Raw genomic sequence first — 15,938 nt, 5'->3', positions numbered from 1 at the left:
ATTTGCTCTATCCTTCGCCTTTGGTCTACGTTGAAAGCTCGACATTCGGCAGCTAGCCGCCTGAGGAGACGGGCAGCCCTGCCAGCTAATCGAAGCGATTCGTGCACACAAAGGAGTGACCGCACATGAGCGACCAACAGCAGCCCCCGCAGCACCAGAACAAACAGCCCGGCGATGAACACGCCATGCGCCCAGCACCTGAATACATCCGCAATAGCTATCGCGGCGCTGAAAAACTGCTCGATAAAGTAGCCATTATTACCGGCGGCGACAGCGGCATTGGCCGTGCCGTGGCCGTGCACTACGCCCGTGAAGGGGCGGATAGCGTGATCGTGCATCTCAAAGAGACCAAAGACGCCGAGGAAACCAAGCGGCTAGTGGAAGCAGAAGGACGCCGCTGCCTGGTGTTGAAAGGCGATGTGGCCGCCCCGGCATTTTGCCGCGAGATTGTTAAGCGCACCCTGGATCACTTCGGCAAGATCAACATCGTGATCAATAACGCCGCTGAGCAGTACGACTGGGACGATATTACCGAGATCCCCGACGAGCAGCTGCAGCGCACGTTCCAGACCAATATCTTCAGCCACTTTTACCTGACCAAAGCGGCGCTGCCCCATTTGAGTGAGGGCGATACGATCATTGCCACCTCCTCCATCAATGCGTTCAAGGGCAACGACACGCTGATTGACTACACTGCCACCAAGGGCGCCATTCAGGGGCTGATACGCTCGCTGGCGATGTCGCTGATGGACCGAGGCATCCGTGTCAACGCCGTGGCTCCCGGCCTCATCTGGACACCGCTGATTCCGGCCAGCTTCGATGAAGAGAAAGTCGCGGAGTTCGGCAGTCAGGTGCCGATGAAACGCGCCGGACAGCCCAGTGAAATCGGCCCGGCCTATGTGTACCTGGCCTGTGAAGAGTCATCCTACATGAGCGGCCAAACGCTGCACCTGAACGGTGGCGTGATTCTGAATACCTAGCAACCCTCTGAGGCGGCGATGCCGCCTCACCCGTAGAACACGACTATTACAGCCTACCCTACTGCTTGTTACGCACCTTTATAAATACAGTCGCCACCGCCGCAACCCCGCCAAGTCCTAATGTTGACGCAGCAACTTCATGCCCGTTCAGCCCGAGCATCACTGTAATACCCAGAAAGATAAGGCCAAGGCTGTAGGCCATCCACTGCCCGCGCTTGATCTCGCTGATACTGGCATCCTGCGAGCGTATATTGGACTCAGCAATACGAGAGTTGACGGCGTTTTCTTTCTCTTCTTGCGCGTGGCGATGCGCTTGCTCCTTCTCGGCCATGGCTAAAATACGATCTGCCGCGCCGGGGCTGATGCGCTCGTATTTTTCCATTTCTGCAGAGGGCGGCAAGGGACCTGAGTAGGTCAATTGTTGAGCAATAATGCTCTGATTGTTAGAAGAGGTTGGTGATTGCTGCGATGAATCACGAGTGTGAGAGCTTGGGGAGTCGGTCATATTGCTCCATCGCCTTTTGCATATCTTTTCCAACCTTCAGAAAATCACTGCTCAATGCCTCTGCATCGCTCTCGTGCACGACAAACTCGACAGGTTGGATTGCCTGCCGCTTTTGCGGAAAGATCGTAGTGACACTGGCAATGTGTGCGATATGTTTGAGGTTCATTGCGGCATCCCTCGGTTAGTTTCTTTTACCATAGCGCAAAGTGACTCTCGTTAGGTAGTCGATAGCGCGCATGGTGCCGATTTTCCCCACTAACCCGCCAGATTTTTCACCAGCACCTTGGATTTACGGGCGTGGTTGTAGGCCTCGCGTTTGAGGGGGGGCAGGTCTTCCAGGCTGGCGGCGCGGAAGCCGCGCTCCACGAACCAGTGGGCGGTATGGGTGGTGAGCACGAACATATCGGAAAGCCCCCGCTGGCGGGCGCGTCGCTCCAGGGCTTCGACAAGGCGCTCGCCGCGCTCGCCGCCCCGGTAGTTGCCATGCACGGCCACACAGGCCAGCTCGCCCACGGTGGTCTCGGGGAATACGTGCAGCGCCGCGCAGCCAATTACCATGCCGTCCCGCTCAATCACCATGTAATCATCAATTTCGTGCTCTAACCGCTCTCGGGAGCGTGCTACCAGCATACCGCGCCGCTCTAGCGGCTCTAGCAGCTCTAGCAGGCCTGCCACATCGTTCAGCGTGGCGGGGCGCAGCTGTTCGTAGCGGTGCTGGGTAATCATGGTGCCCACGCCGTCACGGGTGAACAGCTCGCCCAGCAGCGCGTCGTGATTGCGCCACGAGAGCAAGTGAGTACGTGCTACACCCTCACGGGCGGCGGTGCAGGCAGCACTCAAGTGTCGCGCCAATTCGCTACCCGGCGCGGCTTGCTGCAGGCGCGGCTCTGCCTCAAAAGGGGAAAGCTGGCGCAAGAGCGCGCCCTGCTCGTCTTCCAGGCCTTCGGACTCGCCCAGCAGAATCAGCTTGTCTGCCTTGAGCGCCACGGCGGCGTGCTGAGCCACTTCCGAGGCGTCTAAATCGAACACTTCCCCCGTGCTGGAGAATCCCAGCGGCGGCAGTAGCACTAGCGAGCCTTTTTCCAGCAGCCCCTCAATGGCGCTGGCCCGCACCCGGCGCACTTCGCCGCTATGGTCAAAATCCACTCCTTCGCGCACGCCAAGCGGCTTGGCGGTGACTAGGTTGCCGGAAATCACGCTGAGTTCTACGCCGTGTAGCGGCGTGCTCGGCAGGCCAAGGGAAAGCCGGGCTTCCAGCCAGAGCCGCTGGTGCGCCGCTACCTGCTCAACGTGGGCCATCACCGCGCGATCGGCCACCCAGCGGCCATCCACCCGGGTGGGTTCTACGCCAGCGGCAGTCAGTGCCTCATGTACCTGAGGGCGAATGCCGAACACCACTACCAAGCGCACACCTAAGGTGTGCAGCAGCGCTAAATCCTGGATGAGCTGCTCCCCTCGGCCCGACGCCATGGCTTCGCCCTCAATCAAGATGACAAAGGTTCGCCCCCGGTGCGCATTAATGTATGGGGAGGCGTTACGAAACCAATCTACAAAGGGGAAACGAGTGTCCAAGGGCCGCTCTCCGGCAGCAGGTGAATGAAGGTAACGCTGTTTACTTTAACAGAGCACAAAAAACAGCGGCACCTTCTATTGCAAAGATCTTATTCAAAGATCGTGTGCTAAGAAGGTGCCGCTGTAGGCTTGGCGGTTCAGCCGAGCTGTGGCATTCGGTGCGGAGTTAGCTCCGTCTGTTAACCAAACATGCCTTTAAACATAAAGAAGAACAGAATCGCCAAACCAGCACCAGCAGGCAGCGTAATCAGCCACGACATAGCAATGGTACCAATCACACGCAGGTTAAGCGCCGCCATACCACGGGCCAAGCCTACGCCCAGCACCGCGCCCACTAGGGTGTGAGTGGTCGAGATGGGCAGACCAGTACCCGATGCCAGCACTACGGTGGTAGCCGCCGCCAGGGTGGCCGCAAAACCACGGCTAGGCGTCAGCTCAGTAATGCCGGTACCGACCGTCGCGATGACTTTATGGCCATAGGTAACCAAGCCAACGACGATACCGCCGCCACCTAGTACCAGTACCCACCAGGGCACAAGGGCCGAGCCCTCAATTTCACCGCCGGTTTGCACCACGCTGATCACCGCTGCCAGCGGGCCAACCGCATTGGCAACATCATTAGAGCCGTGGGCAAAGGCCATGGCACAGGCAGTGAAGATCATTAGTACGCCGAACACTCGCTCCACGTTGGCGTAACCAAAATGGTCGTTAGCGGTCTTTTCGAATTTGATGCGGCGCTGCATCAGCATGCCAATGCCCATAATGACCAAGCCGAGCAGGATGGAGAGCAGCAGGCTTTGGTTAAAGGTCAGGTCGAGCCCCACGTGGGAGAGCCCTTTGGTCAGCGTGACCATGGCAACAATAAAGCCCACCAAAAATACATAGCCCGGCACGTAGCGCTTGGCGGCGGTAAACGGGTTATCGTTTTCAAAAATCAGGTGGTGGACCGATTTGAACAGCACAAAGCCGATGGTACCGGCCAGCAGCGGGGAAACGACCCAGCTTGCGGCAATCTTGGTAACCGCCCCCCAATCCACGGTAGAAGCCCCCAGGCCTGCCACCGCGAAGCCCACAATCGCGCCCACAATGGAGTGCGTGGTGGAAACGGGCCAGCCTTTCATGGAGGCCACCAGCAGCCAGGTTCCCGCTGCCAGCAGCGCCGCTAACATGCCGTACACCAGCAGCTGTGGGTCTTCCTGCAACAATTCAGGATCGATGATGCCTTTACGAATGGTGTTGGTGACTTCGCCACCGGCCAGCCATGCGCCTAAAAACTCAAAGACAACGGCAATAAGGATCGCCTGTTTGATGGTAATCGCTTTCGACCCCACCGAGGTTCCCATGGCGTTAGCGACGTCGTTTGCGCCGACGCCCCACGCCATAAAGAAGCCAAATACACAGGCCAGAATGATAAAAATGTCACCGTGCTGGGCAATAATCTGCATGAGTATCCCTTAGCGTGCGGTCAAAATCTGCAGGCGGCTACCTACGCGTTCAGCGCGATCAGAGACTTCGCCCACCCATTCAATGATCTTGTAGAGGAAGATCACATCCACCGGCGGTAGCTGGCTCTCAAGCTCAAACAGCTGACGACGAATCGCCACCTGCTGGCTATCGGCCTGGTGCTCAAGGGTGTGCAGTTCGCGGATCATGTTTTGCATGACATCGGAAACATTGCGACCAAAACCGGATTCCAGCAGGTCTTTCAGCTCTTCAAGCGCTTGGCGGGCTTGGGCCACACAGGCCACACTGGTGCGCATGTAGTCGCGCATCGGTTCGGCCAGCTCATTGGGTACGCGCATTTTACGCCCCAGCATAATGCCGGTAATGTCGCGCACTTTGTTGGCAATCTTGTCCTGAACACTGATCAAATCGAGCAGGTCAGAACGCGATACCGGCAGGAACATGGTGTTAGGCAGGTTCAGCCGCAGTTCTGTTTTCAGGGTGTCGGCGTCGTGCTCTAAGCGCGTGACGTTCTCGCGCAGCTCAGCCGCCGTGTCCCAATCACCGACAAGTGTTGCCTCGAAGAACGGCAGGAGGAGGTCGGCGCATTCATTGGCCTTGACGATGTGGGCCAGCAGCGGCTGGAATGGCGAGCGGCCAAACATCGCGGAAAAAGGGTTGGAGGTTACCATATAGCCTTTAGCCTGTTTTCGGGGAGCCTGGAAATGGCGGGCGCCAGTATAAAGAGTGCGTCCGCCGCCGTCATGAAAAGTTCATAATGTCATCAAAAATTAACCAAAATGTCATAATAGTGAGGTGGCGATTGTCATGAAAAACTCAACCAGCATGCCAGCACCGACCGAGGTAGAGCTAAAACTGGCACTGCCACCCACCCAGATCGACGCGCTGTTACACCATCCGGTGCTCGCCAGCACTCCCCCCGTTCAGCAGCAGCTGGCCAACACCTACTTCGATACCCCGGCGGGAGATTTAGCCGCCGCACGAATAGCGGTGCGCCTGCGCCAGCTGGATAGCCAAGTATTGCAGACGGTAAAAACCGCCGGCCAAGGGGGTGGCGGGCTCTCCTGCCGACAGGAGTGGGAGTGGCAAGTTCCTGACCCCAGCTTAGATCAATCCGCCCTGGCCGCCCTGCCGCCCTTTCAAAACGCGTTAGCAGACAAAATTGCGGCACTGCGCTCGACGCTAAGCACAGACTTCACCCGCCGCAGTTGGCAGCTTGCCTGGCAAGGCAGCAAGATTGAGCTGGTGCTGGATGAGGGCGAGATCGTTTGTGGCAAGGCTCGCGCGCCGATTTGCGAAGTGGAGCTAGAGTTAAAAGCAGGCGACCCTGAGGCGCTATGGTCGCTGGCGGCCGAGCTGGCCAGCCAAGTACCACTGCGTCCCTCCGACAGCAGTAAGGCATCGCGGGGCAATGCGCTGGGCCGCCAGCAGTGGCCGCTGCCTGATGCCCAGCACCCGGCCGAGTGGCTACACCGCGCGACAGTCGCACTCGACGCCTATCACGATAGCGGTGACGCGACGCACTTAATCGCCGCGCAGCAGGCATTGGCAACGCTTGCCCAGCACCCGCAGCTGGATAGCGCCGCACGGGCAGATGCTGAGATGCTGCCTAAGGCATTAGATAGCGCAGGCATGCCCACCACCGCCTACGGCGCGGCTGCGTTAAATTTGGCTCGTCGCTTCGCTTATGAAACCGCGCTACGCTAAACACGTTTCAACCACTCATTAAGCCCACCTCAGGATGACGCGATGAGCTTTCCCCTTACTCCCGGCGCCGAAGGACTCCGCGCCCGGCTGTTCCATATTATTTTTGAATCCGATACGCCGGGGGCGAAGGCGTTTGATATTGCGCTAATCGTCGCCATTCTGCTCAGCGTGGCGGTGATTTTGCTCGATAGCGTTGAGATCTATGCCGAGCGTTACGGGCATATTTTCTTCTACATCGAATGGGCCTTTACACTGCTGTTTAGCCTGGAACTGCTGGTACGGCTCTACTGCCTTGAACGCCCCACGGTGTATTTAAAAAGCTTTTACGGCGTGGTGGATGTGATTGCAATTATCCCCACTTGGCTAGTGCTGCTGATGCCTGGCGCGCACGCGCTGGTGATGGTGCGGATTTTGCGGGTGTTGCGCATCTTCCGCATTTTGCGACTGATGGAGTTTGTGGGGGAAGGCAGGCTACTGCTGGATGCGCTTAAACGTAGCCTGCGCCAGATTTTGCTATTTTTCAGTAGCATTCTCATGGTGGTCACACTGTTTGCCGCGCTGATGTACACCATTGAGTCCCCTGAGTCGGGCTTTACCAGCATACCGATGTCGATATATTGGGCCATCGTGAGCATCACCACCGTCGGGTATGGGGATATTGTGCCCGCCACTTCGCTGGGCAAAGCCATCACAGTGATTCTGATGCTGATTGGCTACTCGATTATTGCCGTGCCCACCGGGGTGTTTTCTGCCCAAGTGATCCGCTCGATTCGTGAAGACCGCTACTCAGAAGAAGCCTGCCCTGGCTGCGGCCACGACCGCCACGAAAAGCGTGCCCGCTACTGCCTGCGCTGCGGCACTTGGCTGGATGAGAACAGCGAGGACCCGCGCAAAAAAGCGCACAAAGAGAGCAGCGACGATGAGACGCCAAGCGAGGATAAATAGCACCTCGCCGATACGAAAACGGAGACGCTAAGCGCCCCCCGTTTTAATAGTGCTCAGTGACCGCTACTCTTGAAACGGCGTTATATCGCCACGCCCTTCCCGCACGACTTTGGGCGGCAGTTCACGAAGATCAATCACGCTCGTTGGGTCAAGGTGGCAGGCACCGCCATCAATAATCAAATCCAGATGGGCACCAAAGCGCTCGCGAATCTCCTCGGGGTCGCTCATCGGCAGCGCCTCGCCAACCGGAATCAGCGTCACGCTCATTAGCGGCTCACCCAGCGCCTCTAGCAGCGCGTGGGTGATGCGGTGATCGGGCACCCGCACACCAATTGAGCGGCGCTTAGGGTGCAGCAGCAAGCGCGGCACTTCGGTAGTGGCATCCAGAATGTAGGTGTAGGGGCCGGGCGTGTGAGCCTTCAGCAGCCTGAACACGGCGTTATCCACTTTGGCGTAGGTGCCAATTTCGGAAAGGTCGGAACACACCAGGGTAAAGTTATGCTTGTCATCCAGCGAGCGCAGCCATTTGATCTTCTCAATGGCCTTTTTTTTCGCCCAAATGGCAGCCCAGCGCGTAGCCTGAGTCCGTTGGGTAAGCGACTACTCCACCCTTACGAATAATCTCGGTGGCTTGGTCAATCAGCCGCTTTTGCGGGTTTTCCGGATGAATCTGAAAATATTGGCTCATCGCTTACTCCTGCCTGTAGGCATCTATTAGCTAAGATTTTTAGCGATATCACTTTTAGCTTAGCTGATTCAGCGGTTTAGCACCCAGCATACCGCTCGGGGCATCGCGCAGGTGGGCTAAACGGGGGTGCTGCCAAATAGGCGGCGCGGCGGTACGGGGCACCGGACTCATGCTACCAGGCGCGGCATGGCTGCCAGGAAAGTGGAAATCACTGCCCAGCGAGGCGTATAGCTCCCGCTCTACCAGCTGGCGCGCCAAATCACGGGTGGCGTCTGGGTTTTGCTGGCCGCTAACAAGCTCTACGCCTTGACCACCGGCTTCCATAAAGGTATCCATCAACAGGCCGCGCTTGCGCCGGGTAAGCCCGTAGCGCAGCGGATGGGCCAGCACGGCCACTCCGCCAGACGCCACTACCCAACCCACTGCTTCGCTAATTTCCGGCCAATGGGCTTTAACATCGCCTTTTTTACCACTGCCCAGGTAGCGCTTAAAGGCTCCGGCCCAATCGGCTACCACACCTTCCGCCACCAGCGCCCGGGCAAAGTCAGGTCGCCCTAGGGGGCGGTCGCCGCCTGCCTGGGCGCGGGCTTTTTCCAGCGCGTTGGGTAAGCCCATTTTTTCTAAACGCTCGGCGATCACTTCAGCGCGCTTGATACGCGCTTCCCGCTGCTGCTCAAGCCCCTCTATCATCGGCCCCTGCAGCCCGCCGGGCATTAGCGCTACCACGTGAATATTAATCCCCTGCCAGCGGGTGGATAACTCACACCCCGGCACCAGGCAAAGCCCTGCCTGCTGGGCGGCGCGGCTCGCTTCTTCCACCCCTTCCATCGTGTCATGGTCGGTGAGCGCCATGTGAGTAAGCCCACGCCCAGCGCATAGGGTTACCAGATCCGTCGGGGAAAGCGCCCCATCAGAAGCGGTTGAGTGCATATGCAGGTCAACCGAGTAGCGCTGGTCGGCATCGAATGCGGTAGGCAGTACGGAGGCAAGAGCGTTAGGAAGTAGTGGCATTAGCATGACGCCGTGTGGCGAGTTTAGAATAGGCGTGTTGAACACGAACAAGCTCGCCATGGTGCGCGCTAACCGGAGTGCGGTCAATGCTATGGCCGATACGTTACCCCTGCCTTCAAGGAGTTATCCCCATGCTTTACGCCATTATCAGTGAAGATGTTGCCAACAGCTTAGAGCGCCGCTTAGCAGCCCGCCCCGACCACTTAGCGCGGCTTGAAGCACTGCGCGATGAGGGGCGGCTTATTCTGGCCGGCCCGCACCCCGCCATTGATTCCGACAACCCCGGCAATGCGGGCTTTAGCGGCAGCTTAGTGGTGGCGGAATTCGATAGTTTAGAGGACGCCCAAGCCTGGGCAGATGCCGATCCATACATCATCGCAGGGGTCTATGCCAAGGTAATTGTTAAGCCGTTCAAAAAAGTTTTGCCTTGACCAATAGGGGCGAGTGTGGAGGGTCCGCCCGCTTTTTCACAGAGCCTGTGGAAAACTCTGTGAAAACTCGGCGGACGCTTTTCTATAAGCCAGAGATAGCGCCCCGATTAACAAATTGATCATTTTTTAACCAATTATCGCCACCACGGATGCCCGCGTGACTCAACGCCCTGCTCAACCCCCTAGTGCTCTACCTCCACTTGAGGCGTTAACCGCCCCACAGCTGACGTGGAACGACACTTCTCCCCATTCAGACGCCTTCGACGACGTCTATTTTTCCCGTGAGGATGGGCGTGCAGAAACCGAGCACGTTTTTTTAGGGGCCAACCGACTTCCCGAGCGGTTTGCGGCTTGGCAGGAAGCACGGGCCTTTGTGATTGGCGAGACAGGCTTTGGCACCGGGCTAAATATACTGTGCGCCTGGGCCTGCTTTGAGCAGCACGCCCCAAAAGGCGCACGGCTGCATCTGTTATCCACAGAAAAATTTCCCCTGGGCCGTGAAGCGCTTACCCGCGCCCTAAGCGCCTGGCCGTCGCTGGCCGGTTATTCACAAGTGCTGTGCGAACTATGGCCAGAGGCGGTAAGCGGCATCCACCGTTTGCACCTAAGCGAGCGCGTCACCCTCGACCTGCACTTTGGCGACACCACCGAGCGGCTGAACCTGCTGGAGGGCCAAGTGGATGCTTGGTTTTTAGATGGCTTTGCGCCCTCTAAAAACCCCGAGATGTGGCAGCCTGAGCTTTTTGAAGCCATGGCGGCCCGTTCGCGCCCCGGTGCCACCTTTGCCACGTTCACCTGCGCAGGCATCGTCAAGCGCGGGCTGAAAGCGGCGGGGTTTCACTGGAAAAAAGTGCCGGGGTTTGGCCGTAAGCGGGAGATGCTAGCGGGCGGTATAGAAGCACCGCCCACAGATACGCGGCGCAACGCGGCGCCCTGGTTCACGCTCCCTCCCCACCGCGATGCAAAGCACGTGATTGTAATTGGCGCGGGCATGGCGGGCAGCAGCGTAGCGGCAGCGCTGGCTAAGCGCGGCAAGCAAGTCACGGTGGTTGAGCGTGACGCCCCTGGCGCGGGCGGCTCCGGCAATCGTCAAGGGGCGCTCTATGTGAAGCTGGCGGTGGAAACCAATCATCAAAGCCGCTTCTATTTAGCGGGGCTGCTGTATAGCCAGCGCTGGTTTGGCCAACTGGCCTCAGCTCACCCACAGGAGCCGCCGCTCTGGCAGCCTTGTGGCGTGTTACAGCTCGCGCTCAGCGATAAAGAGGCTAACCGCCAGCAGCGCTTTATGGCCAATCATCCGCTGCCGGAATCGGTCATGTCTGCACAGAGTGACGCACTAAGCGAGCTGGCGGGCGTGCCGGTCTCTGCGGCCCACGGGCTTTTTTATCCCCAGGCGGGCTGGGTTCAGCCCAAAAAGCTCTGCGAACAGTTGTTGCAGCACGCCAATATCACCCTACGGCAGGGCGACGTCAGCGAGCTACAGCAAGCCCAGCAAGCCTCCCAAACGGCGCAGTGGCAGGTCACGCTGGCCAGCGGCGAAACGCTGCAGGCTGATCATGTGGTCGTGGCTACAGCATCCCTGGCTAACCAGTTTGCTCAAACCGCCGAGCTGCCGTTGCAGCAGGTGCGCGGCCAGGTCAGCGAGCTAACGCTGCCAGCAGGTACGAAGGTGCCCACTAAAGTGGTATGTGCGGGAGGCTATGTATCACCACCGATGGATAACGTACTGACCTTTGGCGCCAGCTTTGTGCCCAATAACGCCACAACGCAAGTGGTCGAGGAAGAGCACCAGCGCAATATTGATGAGCTACGCCAAGCGCTGCCAGAGTGGGTCGCCGCGCTAGAGGCAGCTGGCGTTACGTTAAGCCCAGAAGCGCTGGAAGGCCGGGCTGCAGTGCGAGCCGCCAGCCCCGATAAAACCCCTTACGCCGGGCCGGTGCCCCACACAGCCGCGTGGCAGCGGGATTACGCAGTGCTGCGTAAAGATGCCTCGAAAGTGCCGCCTGTTAATGGCGAGCACCATCCAGGGCTGTGGATCTCCACCGCCCATGGCTCACGGGGGCTTGCCAGCGCGCCGCTGTGCGCGGAGGTTATCGCATCGCGCATTTGCGATGAACCGCTGCCCATCGAGCAGCCATTGGCTGACCACCTTCACCCAGGGCGGCGCATCATTAGCGCGCTGGTGCGGGCTCAGTAATCGCCCTCTTCTTCATCATCTGCTAACTCTCGCCCAAAGGAGCGCCACTGGGCGAGGGTCATCACTTCGGTCATTTCCAGCTCTAGGTCGTGGGCAATGATCAGCTCGTGACGATCTAACTGCTGTCTGAGCTCGGCCACCCAGCCGCTCATGCCTTCGCCGGTATCGGTGGTGTCGTAGCCTTGTCGAGTAACAAACGCTTCCAGCAGCGCGGTTAAGGTTTCTGGCGGCAGCATCCGCGCGGGCACTTCGATAAATCGGCTCATTCGCTTTGCTCCCAAGCGGCTAAACGCTCAATAAAGGTGGCTTCGTCGATCACTTCAACCCCCAACTGCTCGGCTTTGGTGAGCTTACTGCCTGCAGCTTCGCCCGCCACTAGGCAAGTCGTTTTTTTAGAGACGCTGCCCGCCACCTTGGCCCCCAGCGCCTGAAGCCGCGCCTTGCCTTCGTCACGGGTCATGCTCTCCATGGCACCGGTCAGCACCCAGGTTTGGCCCTCTAGCGGCGTGGGGCCTTGGGTGACTTCTGACTCTTGCCAAGTAATGCCCGCCTCGATCAGCGCTTGAAGTGTTTCCAGGTTGTGGGGCTGGCGAAAAAACGTGTGGATATGCTTGGCGACAATGGGGCCTACGTCATTCACCGCTTCCAGCGCCGCTTGATCGGCATCTTGTAGCGCTTGCAGCGTGCCGAAATGGTTGGCGACGTTAGCAGCCGTGGCTTCGCCCACCTCACGAATGCCCAGCGCGTAGATAAACCGCGCCAGCGTGGTCTGCTTGGCCTTTTCCAGGGCGTTAACCAAGTTGGTGGCGGATTTTTCGCCCATACGCGGCAGGCTCTTTAGCTGCTCTACGCTGAGATGGAAGAGATCGGCAGGCGTCTTCACCCACTCCTGATCCACCAACTGTTCAATCAGCTTCTCGCCCAGGCCGTCGATATCCAGCGCTTTTCGGCTGGCAAAGTGTTTCAGCGCCTCTTTACGCTGGGCAGCGCAGTAAAGCCCACCAGAGCAGCGTGCCACCGCCTCGCCTTCCAGGCGCTCGATATCCGAGCCGCACACTGGGCAGTGGTCGGGGAAGGTAATCACACGGGCATCCGCCGGGCGCTTCTCTTCATCCACTCGCACCACTTGTGGAATCACATCCCCTGCGCGGCGAATGGCTACCGTATCGCCAATCATCACGCCCAAGCGAGTAATTTCATCGGCGTTATGCAGCGTGGCGTTAGAGACCGTCACTCCCGCAACGGTGACCGGCGCAAGGCGCGCCACCGGCGTAATCGCCCCGGTGCGACCTACCTGAAACTCCACATCGTTGAGGGTCGTGACTTCTTCTTGGGCAGGGAATTTAAACGCCACCGCCCAACGCGGGGCACGGGCAACAAAACCCAGCTCTCGCTGGTGGCGCAGGTCGTTGACCTTAATCACCACGCCATCAATGTCGTAGCCGAGCTGGTCGCGTTTAGCGCCTAGCTGCTCGCAGTAGTCGGCTACCGCGTCGGGGCCGTACATCGTGGTTAACTCTGCACTAGTGCGAAAGCCCAGGGTGGACAGCCGTGCCATCAGCGCACTGTGGGTGGCATCGCCCAAGTCTGGCTCCAAGCGTGCTGCTTGGTAGGCGTGGAACTCCAACGGGCGGGTCGCCGTAATGCGCGGGTCGAGCTGACGCAGGCTGCCAGCCGCAGCGTTGCGCGGGTTGGCAAATACTTTGCTGCCCTCCTCTCTGGCACGCTCGTTGAGCGCTTCAAAGCCGGAGTGGCGCATAATCACTTCGCCGCGCACTTCGACCAACTCAGGCACGTTTTTGCCCATGAGCTTAAGCGGCACCGAGCGCAAGGTACGCAGGTTAGAGGTAATGCCTTCCCCCGTGCGACCATCCCCACGGGTCGCACCGCTGACCAACACGCCCTGCTCATACACCAGCGATACCGCCGCGCCATCCAGCTTCGGCTCGCAGCTAAACTCAATCTCTTCCGACTGACACTCCAAGCGTTCCGCCACGCGTTCGGCAAAGGCCACAATATCGTCACGACTAAAGGCATTATCCAGCGAGAGCATCGGAATGGCATGGGCAACCTCGGGAAAGCCCTCTGCCGGAGCGGCGCCGACTCGCTGAGTGGGCGAGTCGGGGGAAATCAACTCGGGGTGCTCGCCCTCTAACTGCTTTAAGCGCTGCAACTTACGGTCGTAGTCAGCGTCGGTTAACGTTGGCTCGTCTAGCACGTAGTAGCGGTAGTTGGCGTCATCCAGATCAGCGCGTAGTTGGCTGATCTCTTCCAGCAGGGTGGGGTCAGGCTGACTCATTCAGAGGTTCCGAAGACAAATAAAACAGGTAATTAGTAACAAAAACACCCGCCTTCTTGAGGAAGGCGGGTGTTCGCACAACGCGGCGTTTAGCGAGCCTGCATATGGCGGTGCAGGCGGTGGCGACGCTCAAATTCATGAACACGCTGCCGGGCAAACTCGATGGTTTGCGCCGTCATCACGCTGCGGTTTTCATCTTTCAGCTCGCCGCCCATGTGGCGTACCACCACCATGGCCGTTTCGACCATTGCTTCAAAAGCAGCCGAGCTATCCACCGCGCCGGGCAGGGGCATTAAGAAAGTGATCCCAGGCGTTACAAACTCATCCATCTCTTCGATGGGGAAAGTGCCGGGTTTGAGCACGTTCACCATCGAGAACTGCAGCTCGCTATTGTGGCTTTCCGTTTCAAAGCGATTGAAGACGCCCATCGCGCGGCAATAGCGCAACCCACAGGCCATCATTAGTTCAAGCAACTTGTCGCCATCAAAACCTTCGGGATCACGCGACAGCACGCTAATGACTACCAACTCGTTAGCATTGGCAAGCGTCTCTTTGGCGTGCTCGCCGTTCACGTCATGACGCAGAGCTTTTTCCAACGTAGGGTGCGCGCGCACAACATTGTCTTGGGCTGCATAAGCGTCATCGTACTCTTCATCAACGCTCTGGTAGTGATCTTCATAGCGGCTAGCGCTGTTTGCGTAGCGCTCTAATTCAGGCTCGGCATGCGCCTGCTGCACGGCGTCGCGTTGGGCGGCAGCTTCATTAGCAGCAGCGGCTTCGCGAGCTTGAGCTTTTTCTTGAGCGATACGCGCTTTTTCCGCTTCAGCGGCCTGCTTCGCTTCACGGCGCTGCTCGGCTTCCAGCGCTTTACGCTCAACTTTTTGCTTGGCGGCTGCTTCAGCTCGCTTGGCTTTCTCGGCTTTTTTGATGGCTTTCTCTTTACGGCGCTCAATAATACGCCGCTTAAAGGAACGGCCAATGCCTTCAAAATCGACTAAACGATACTCGTCGATTTCATCGTCATCTAGCTCGTGATCGCCTGCCATGTCGGCGCGCAACTGGCGGCGCTTGGGTGCGTCGGAAGCGTGCTTGGCAAATACCGCATCTTCAGGCTCGGCGCGAAGCACCGGCTCGGGCTCAGGAGTAATATCTGGCTCAGCGGCCGCTGGCTCTTCAGGAGCTCGGTTGCTTTCCAGCTCAGCATGGGGCTCTGGTGTATGAGAGGCATTTAGCTCAGCGGTGTTCGGCTGTTCGCTAGGTGCTTCATCAGTGGCAGAGAACGACGCAGGTGCTGTACCTGTTTGCTGAGACTGGGGTGCTTCGTCTTCCATGGCACTCATGGACGGCTCCGGGGTCGCTGGCTGGGGGGCCTCTGCTTTCGGGGCCTCTTCACGAGCTGTAAAGACACTTGGCTCACGACGTGGCGGTTCGCGCATTTCGTTTCTGGTTTCAGCAGACGCATCAGCTGTTGCTGACACATTAACAGTAGCTGCCTGGACAGCCGGCTCCGCCTTGTTAGGTTTCGCTGCTGCGGGTTTTGGCTTTCCTGAGGATTTGGTAAACGAGCGACGGAAATCATACAGCACCCTAGAAGGCCCTGGATGCTCTTGGCGCTCTAGCTTGGGTTTTTGACCCAGCCCGCTGTAGTCAGCAGCTTTAACGACCCGGGCACCGCCGTTAGGCAGTTCCCAATTGATCTCGGCCTCTCTCGCCTCGTCGTCGAACTCTTCTAGCTTGGCGGTGGGTAAATCCTTTACCGCTTGATCTAGCCGGGGTACACGACGCTGACGCTGGAGCCTACGCACACCGTCGACAACGATTAGCGAAACCAGTGCCAGTCCTAGAATGATTAACCACTCTCTTAATTCCATGTCGAGCATTCCATGGGTCATCTAACCGGTTACTAGGGCACAGTGAGCGGCACTGCGCCAGAATATGGGAACCTTCTTATAAATCGATATTTAGCACCAAGCATAGCGCGGTTGCTACGAAAAGAGCCAATTTTTGCTGATTTTCACACGTTTGAGCCGCTAAGGGAGCTTTTTAGGCGATTTTTTCGACCTTATCAACCATCAAAAGTGCCCTTTCCGCGTCATTCCATCTCTGATACGGGTGGCCAAACGCGGAGTGCCGTGTGAG

General features: G+C 58.4%; 14 protein-coding genes and 1 pseudogene. 5 read left to right on the top strand and 10 right to left on the bottom strand.

Going from position 1 to position 15,938, the window contains the following annotated elements; genetic code table 11:
- The first annotated feature begins 125 nt into the window (after positions 1 to 125).
- Positions 126 to 980 (top strand): SDR family oxidoreductase, encoded by an 855-nt coding sequence (locus A3220_RS00670; RefSeq protein ID WP_062372389.1) that lies wholly within the window; start codon positions 126 to 128, stop codon positions 978 to 980.
- Positions 981 to 1,038: 58 nt separating this feature from the next.
- Here the strand turns inward: A3220_RS00670 and A3220_RS00665 are convergent, their stop codons facing one another.
- From A3220_RS00665 to A3220_RS00645, 5 genes are all read right to left on the bottom strand, one after another.
- Complete coding sequence (locus A3220_RS00665) at positions 1,039 to 1,485, bottom strand: DUF2335 domain-containing protein (protein ID WP_084812722.1); 447 nt, start codon at positions 1,483 to 1,485, stop codon at positions 1,039 to 1,041.
- Positions 1,454 to 1,651 (bottom strand): hypothetical protein, encoded by a 198-nt coding sequence (locus A3220_RS00660; RefSeq protein ID WP_054641836.1) that lies wholly within the window; start codon positions 1,649 to 1,651, stop codon positions 1,454 to 1,456. The genes A3220_RS00665 and A3220_RS00660 overlap by 32 nt, the downstream gene beginning before the upstream one ends.
- 89 nt (positions 1,652 to 1,740) lie before the next feature.
- Positions 1,741 to 3,057 (bottom strand): amino-acid N-acetyltransferase, encoded by a 1,317-nt coding sequence (argA, locus tag A3220_RS00655; protein ID WP_058578697.1) that lies wholly within the window; start codon positions 3,055 to 3,057, stop codon positions 1,741 to 1,743.
- 179 nt (positions 3,058 to 3,236) lie between these two features.
- Positions 3,237 to 4,502, bottom strand: coding sequence for an inorganic phosphate transporter (locus tag A3220_RS00650; RefSeq protein ID WP_044629977.1), 1,266 nt, complete (start codon positions 4,500 to 4,502; stop codon positions 3,237 to 3,239).
- Between the two features lie 9 nt (positions 4,503 to 4,511).
- Entirely contained in the window at positions 4,512 to 5,192 is a 681-nt protein-coding gene (locus A3220_RS00645; RefSeq protein ID WP_062372387.1) for a TIGR00153 family protein, read from the bottom strand.
- A 136-nt stretch (positions 5,193 to 5,328) separates the two neighbouring features.
- Between A3220_RS00645 and A3220_RS00640 the strand changes: the two genes are divergently transcribed.
- Positions 5,329 to 6,228: a CYTH domain-containing protein gene (locus A3220_RS00640; protein ID WP_062372384.1), complete on the top strand. Its 900-nt coding sequence runs from the start codon at positions 5,329 to 5,331 to the stop codon at positions 6,226 to 6,228.
- 42 nt (positions 6,229 to 6,270) lie between these two features.
- Complete coding sequence (locus A3220_RS00635) at positions 6,271 to 7,173, top strand: ion transporter (protein WP_062372382.1); 903 nt, start codon at positions 6,271 to 6,273, stop codon at positions 7,171 to 7,173.
- A 63-nt stretch (positions 7,174 to 7,236) separates the two neighbouring features.
- On the opposite strand, the pseudogene A3220_RS00630 reads toward A3220_RS00635, so the two are convergent.
- Positions 7,237 to 7,861 (bottom strand): annotated as a pseudogene (locus A3220_RS00630) (L-threonylcarbamoyladenylate synthase).
- Between the two features lie 54 nt (positions 7,862 to 7,915).
- On the bottom strand, positions 7,916 to 8,872 hold the full coding sequence (locus tag A3220_RS00625; RefSeq protein ID WP_044630011.1) for a PHP domain-containing protein: 957 nt from the start codon (positions 8,870 to 8,872) through the stop codon (positions 7,916 to 7,918).
- A 131-nt stretch (positions 8,873 to 9,003) separates the two neighbouring features.
- Here A3220_RS00625 and A3220_RS00620 point away from each other — a divergent pair, with 131 nt between their 5' ends.
- Both A3220_RS00620 and mnmC read left to right on the top strand, forming a co-directional pair.
- Positions 9,004 to 9,303, top strand: a complete 300-nt coding sequence (locus A3220_RS00620) for a YciI family protein (RefSeq protein ID WP_054641335.1) — start codon at positions 9,004 to 9,006, stop codon at positions 9,301 to 9,303.
- 157 nt (positions 9,304 to 9,460) lie between these two features.
- On the top strand, positions 9,461 to 11,500 hold the full coding sequence (gene mnmC, locus A3220_RS00615; protein ID WP_062372379.1) for a bifunctional tRNA (5-methylaminomethyl-2-thiouridine)(34)-methyltransferase MnmD/FAD-dependent 5-carboxymethylaminomethyl-2-thiouridine(34) oxidoreductase MnmC: 2,040 nt from the start codon (positions 9,461 to 9,463) through the stop codon (positions 11,498 to 11,500).
- Here mnmC and A3220_RS00610 read toward each other — a convergent pair.
- The 3 genes from A3220_RS00610 to A3220_RS00600 form a co-directional block, all read right to left on the bottom strand.
- Positions 11,494 to 11,766 (bottom strand): YheU family protein, encoded by a 273-nt coding sequence (locus tag A3220_RS00610; protein ID WP_062372376.1) that lies wholly within the window; start codon positions 11,764 to 11,766, stop codon positions 11,494 to 11,496. The two genes, mnmC and A3220_RS00610, sit on opposite strands and share 7 nt — an antisense overlap.
- Positions 11,763 to 13,799 (bottom strand): NAD-dependent DNA ligase LigA, encoded by a 2,037-nt coding sequence (gene ligA, locus A3220_RS00605; protein ID WP_044629985.1) that lies wholly within the window; start codon positions 13,797 to 13,799, stop codon positions 11,763 to 11,765. The genes A3220_RS00610 and ligA overlap by 4 nt, the downstream gene beginning before the upstream one ends.
- A gap of 89 nt (positions 13,800 to 13,888) precedes the next feature.
- Entirely contained in the window at positions 13,889 to 15,670 is a 1,782-nt protein-coding gene (locus tag A3220_RS00600) for a cell division protein ZipA C-terminal FtsZ-binding domain-containing protein (protein WP_062372372.1), read from the bottom strand.
- Positions 15,671 to 15,938 lie beyond the last annotated feature (268 nt).

It is taken from the genome of Halomonas sp. KX33721 (assembly GCF_001596805.1).
Classification (GTDB): Bacteria; Pseudomonadota; Gammaproteobacteria; order Pseudomonadales; family Halomonadaceae; genus Vreelandella; species Vreelandella aquamarina.
The sequence above is the reverse complement of the archived record's forward strand: the minus strand, read 5'-3'. Positions and strand labels throughout refer to the sequence as shown.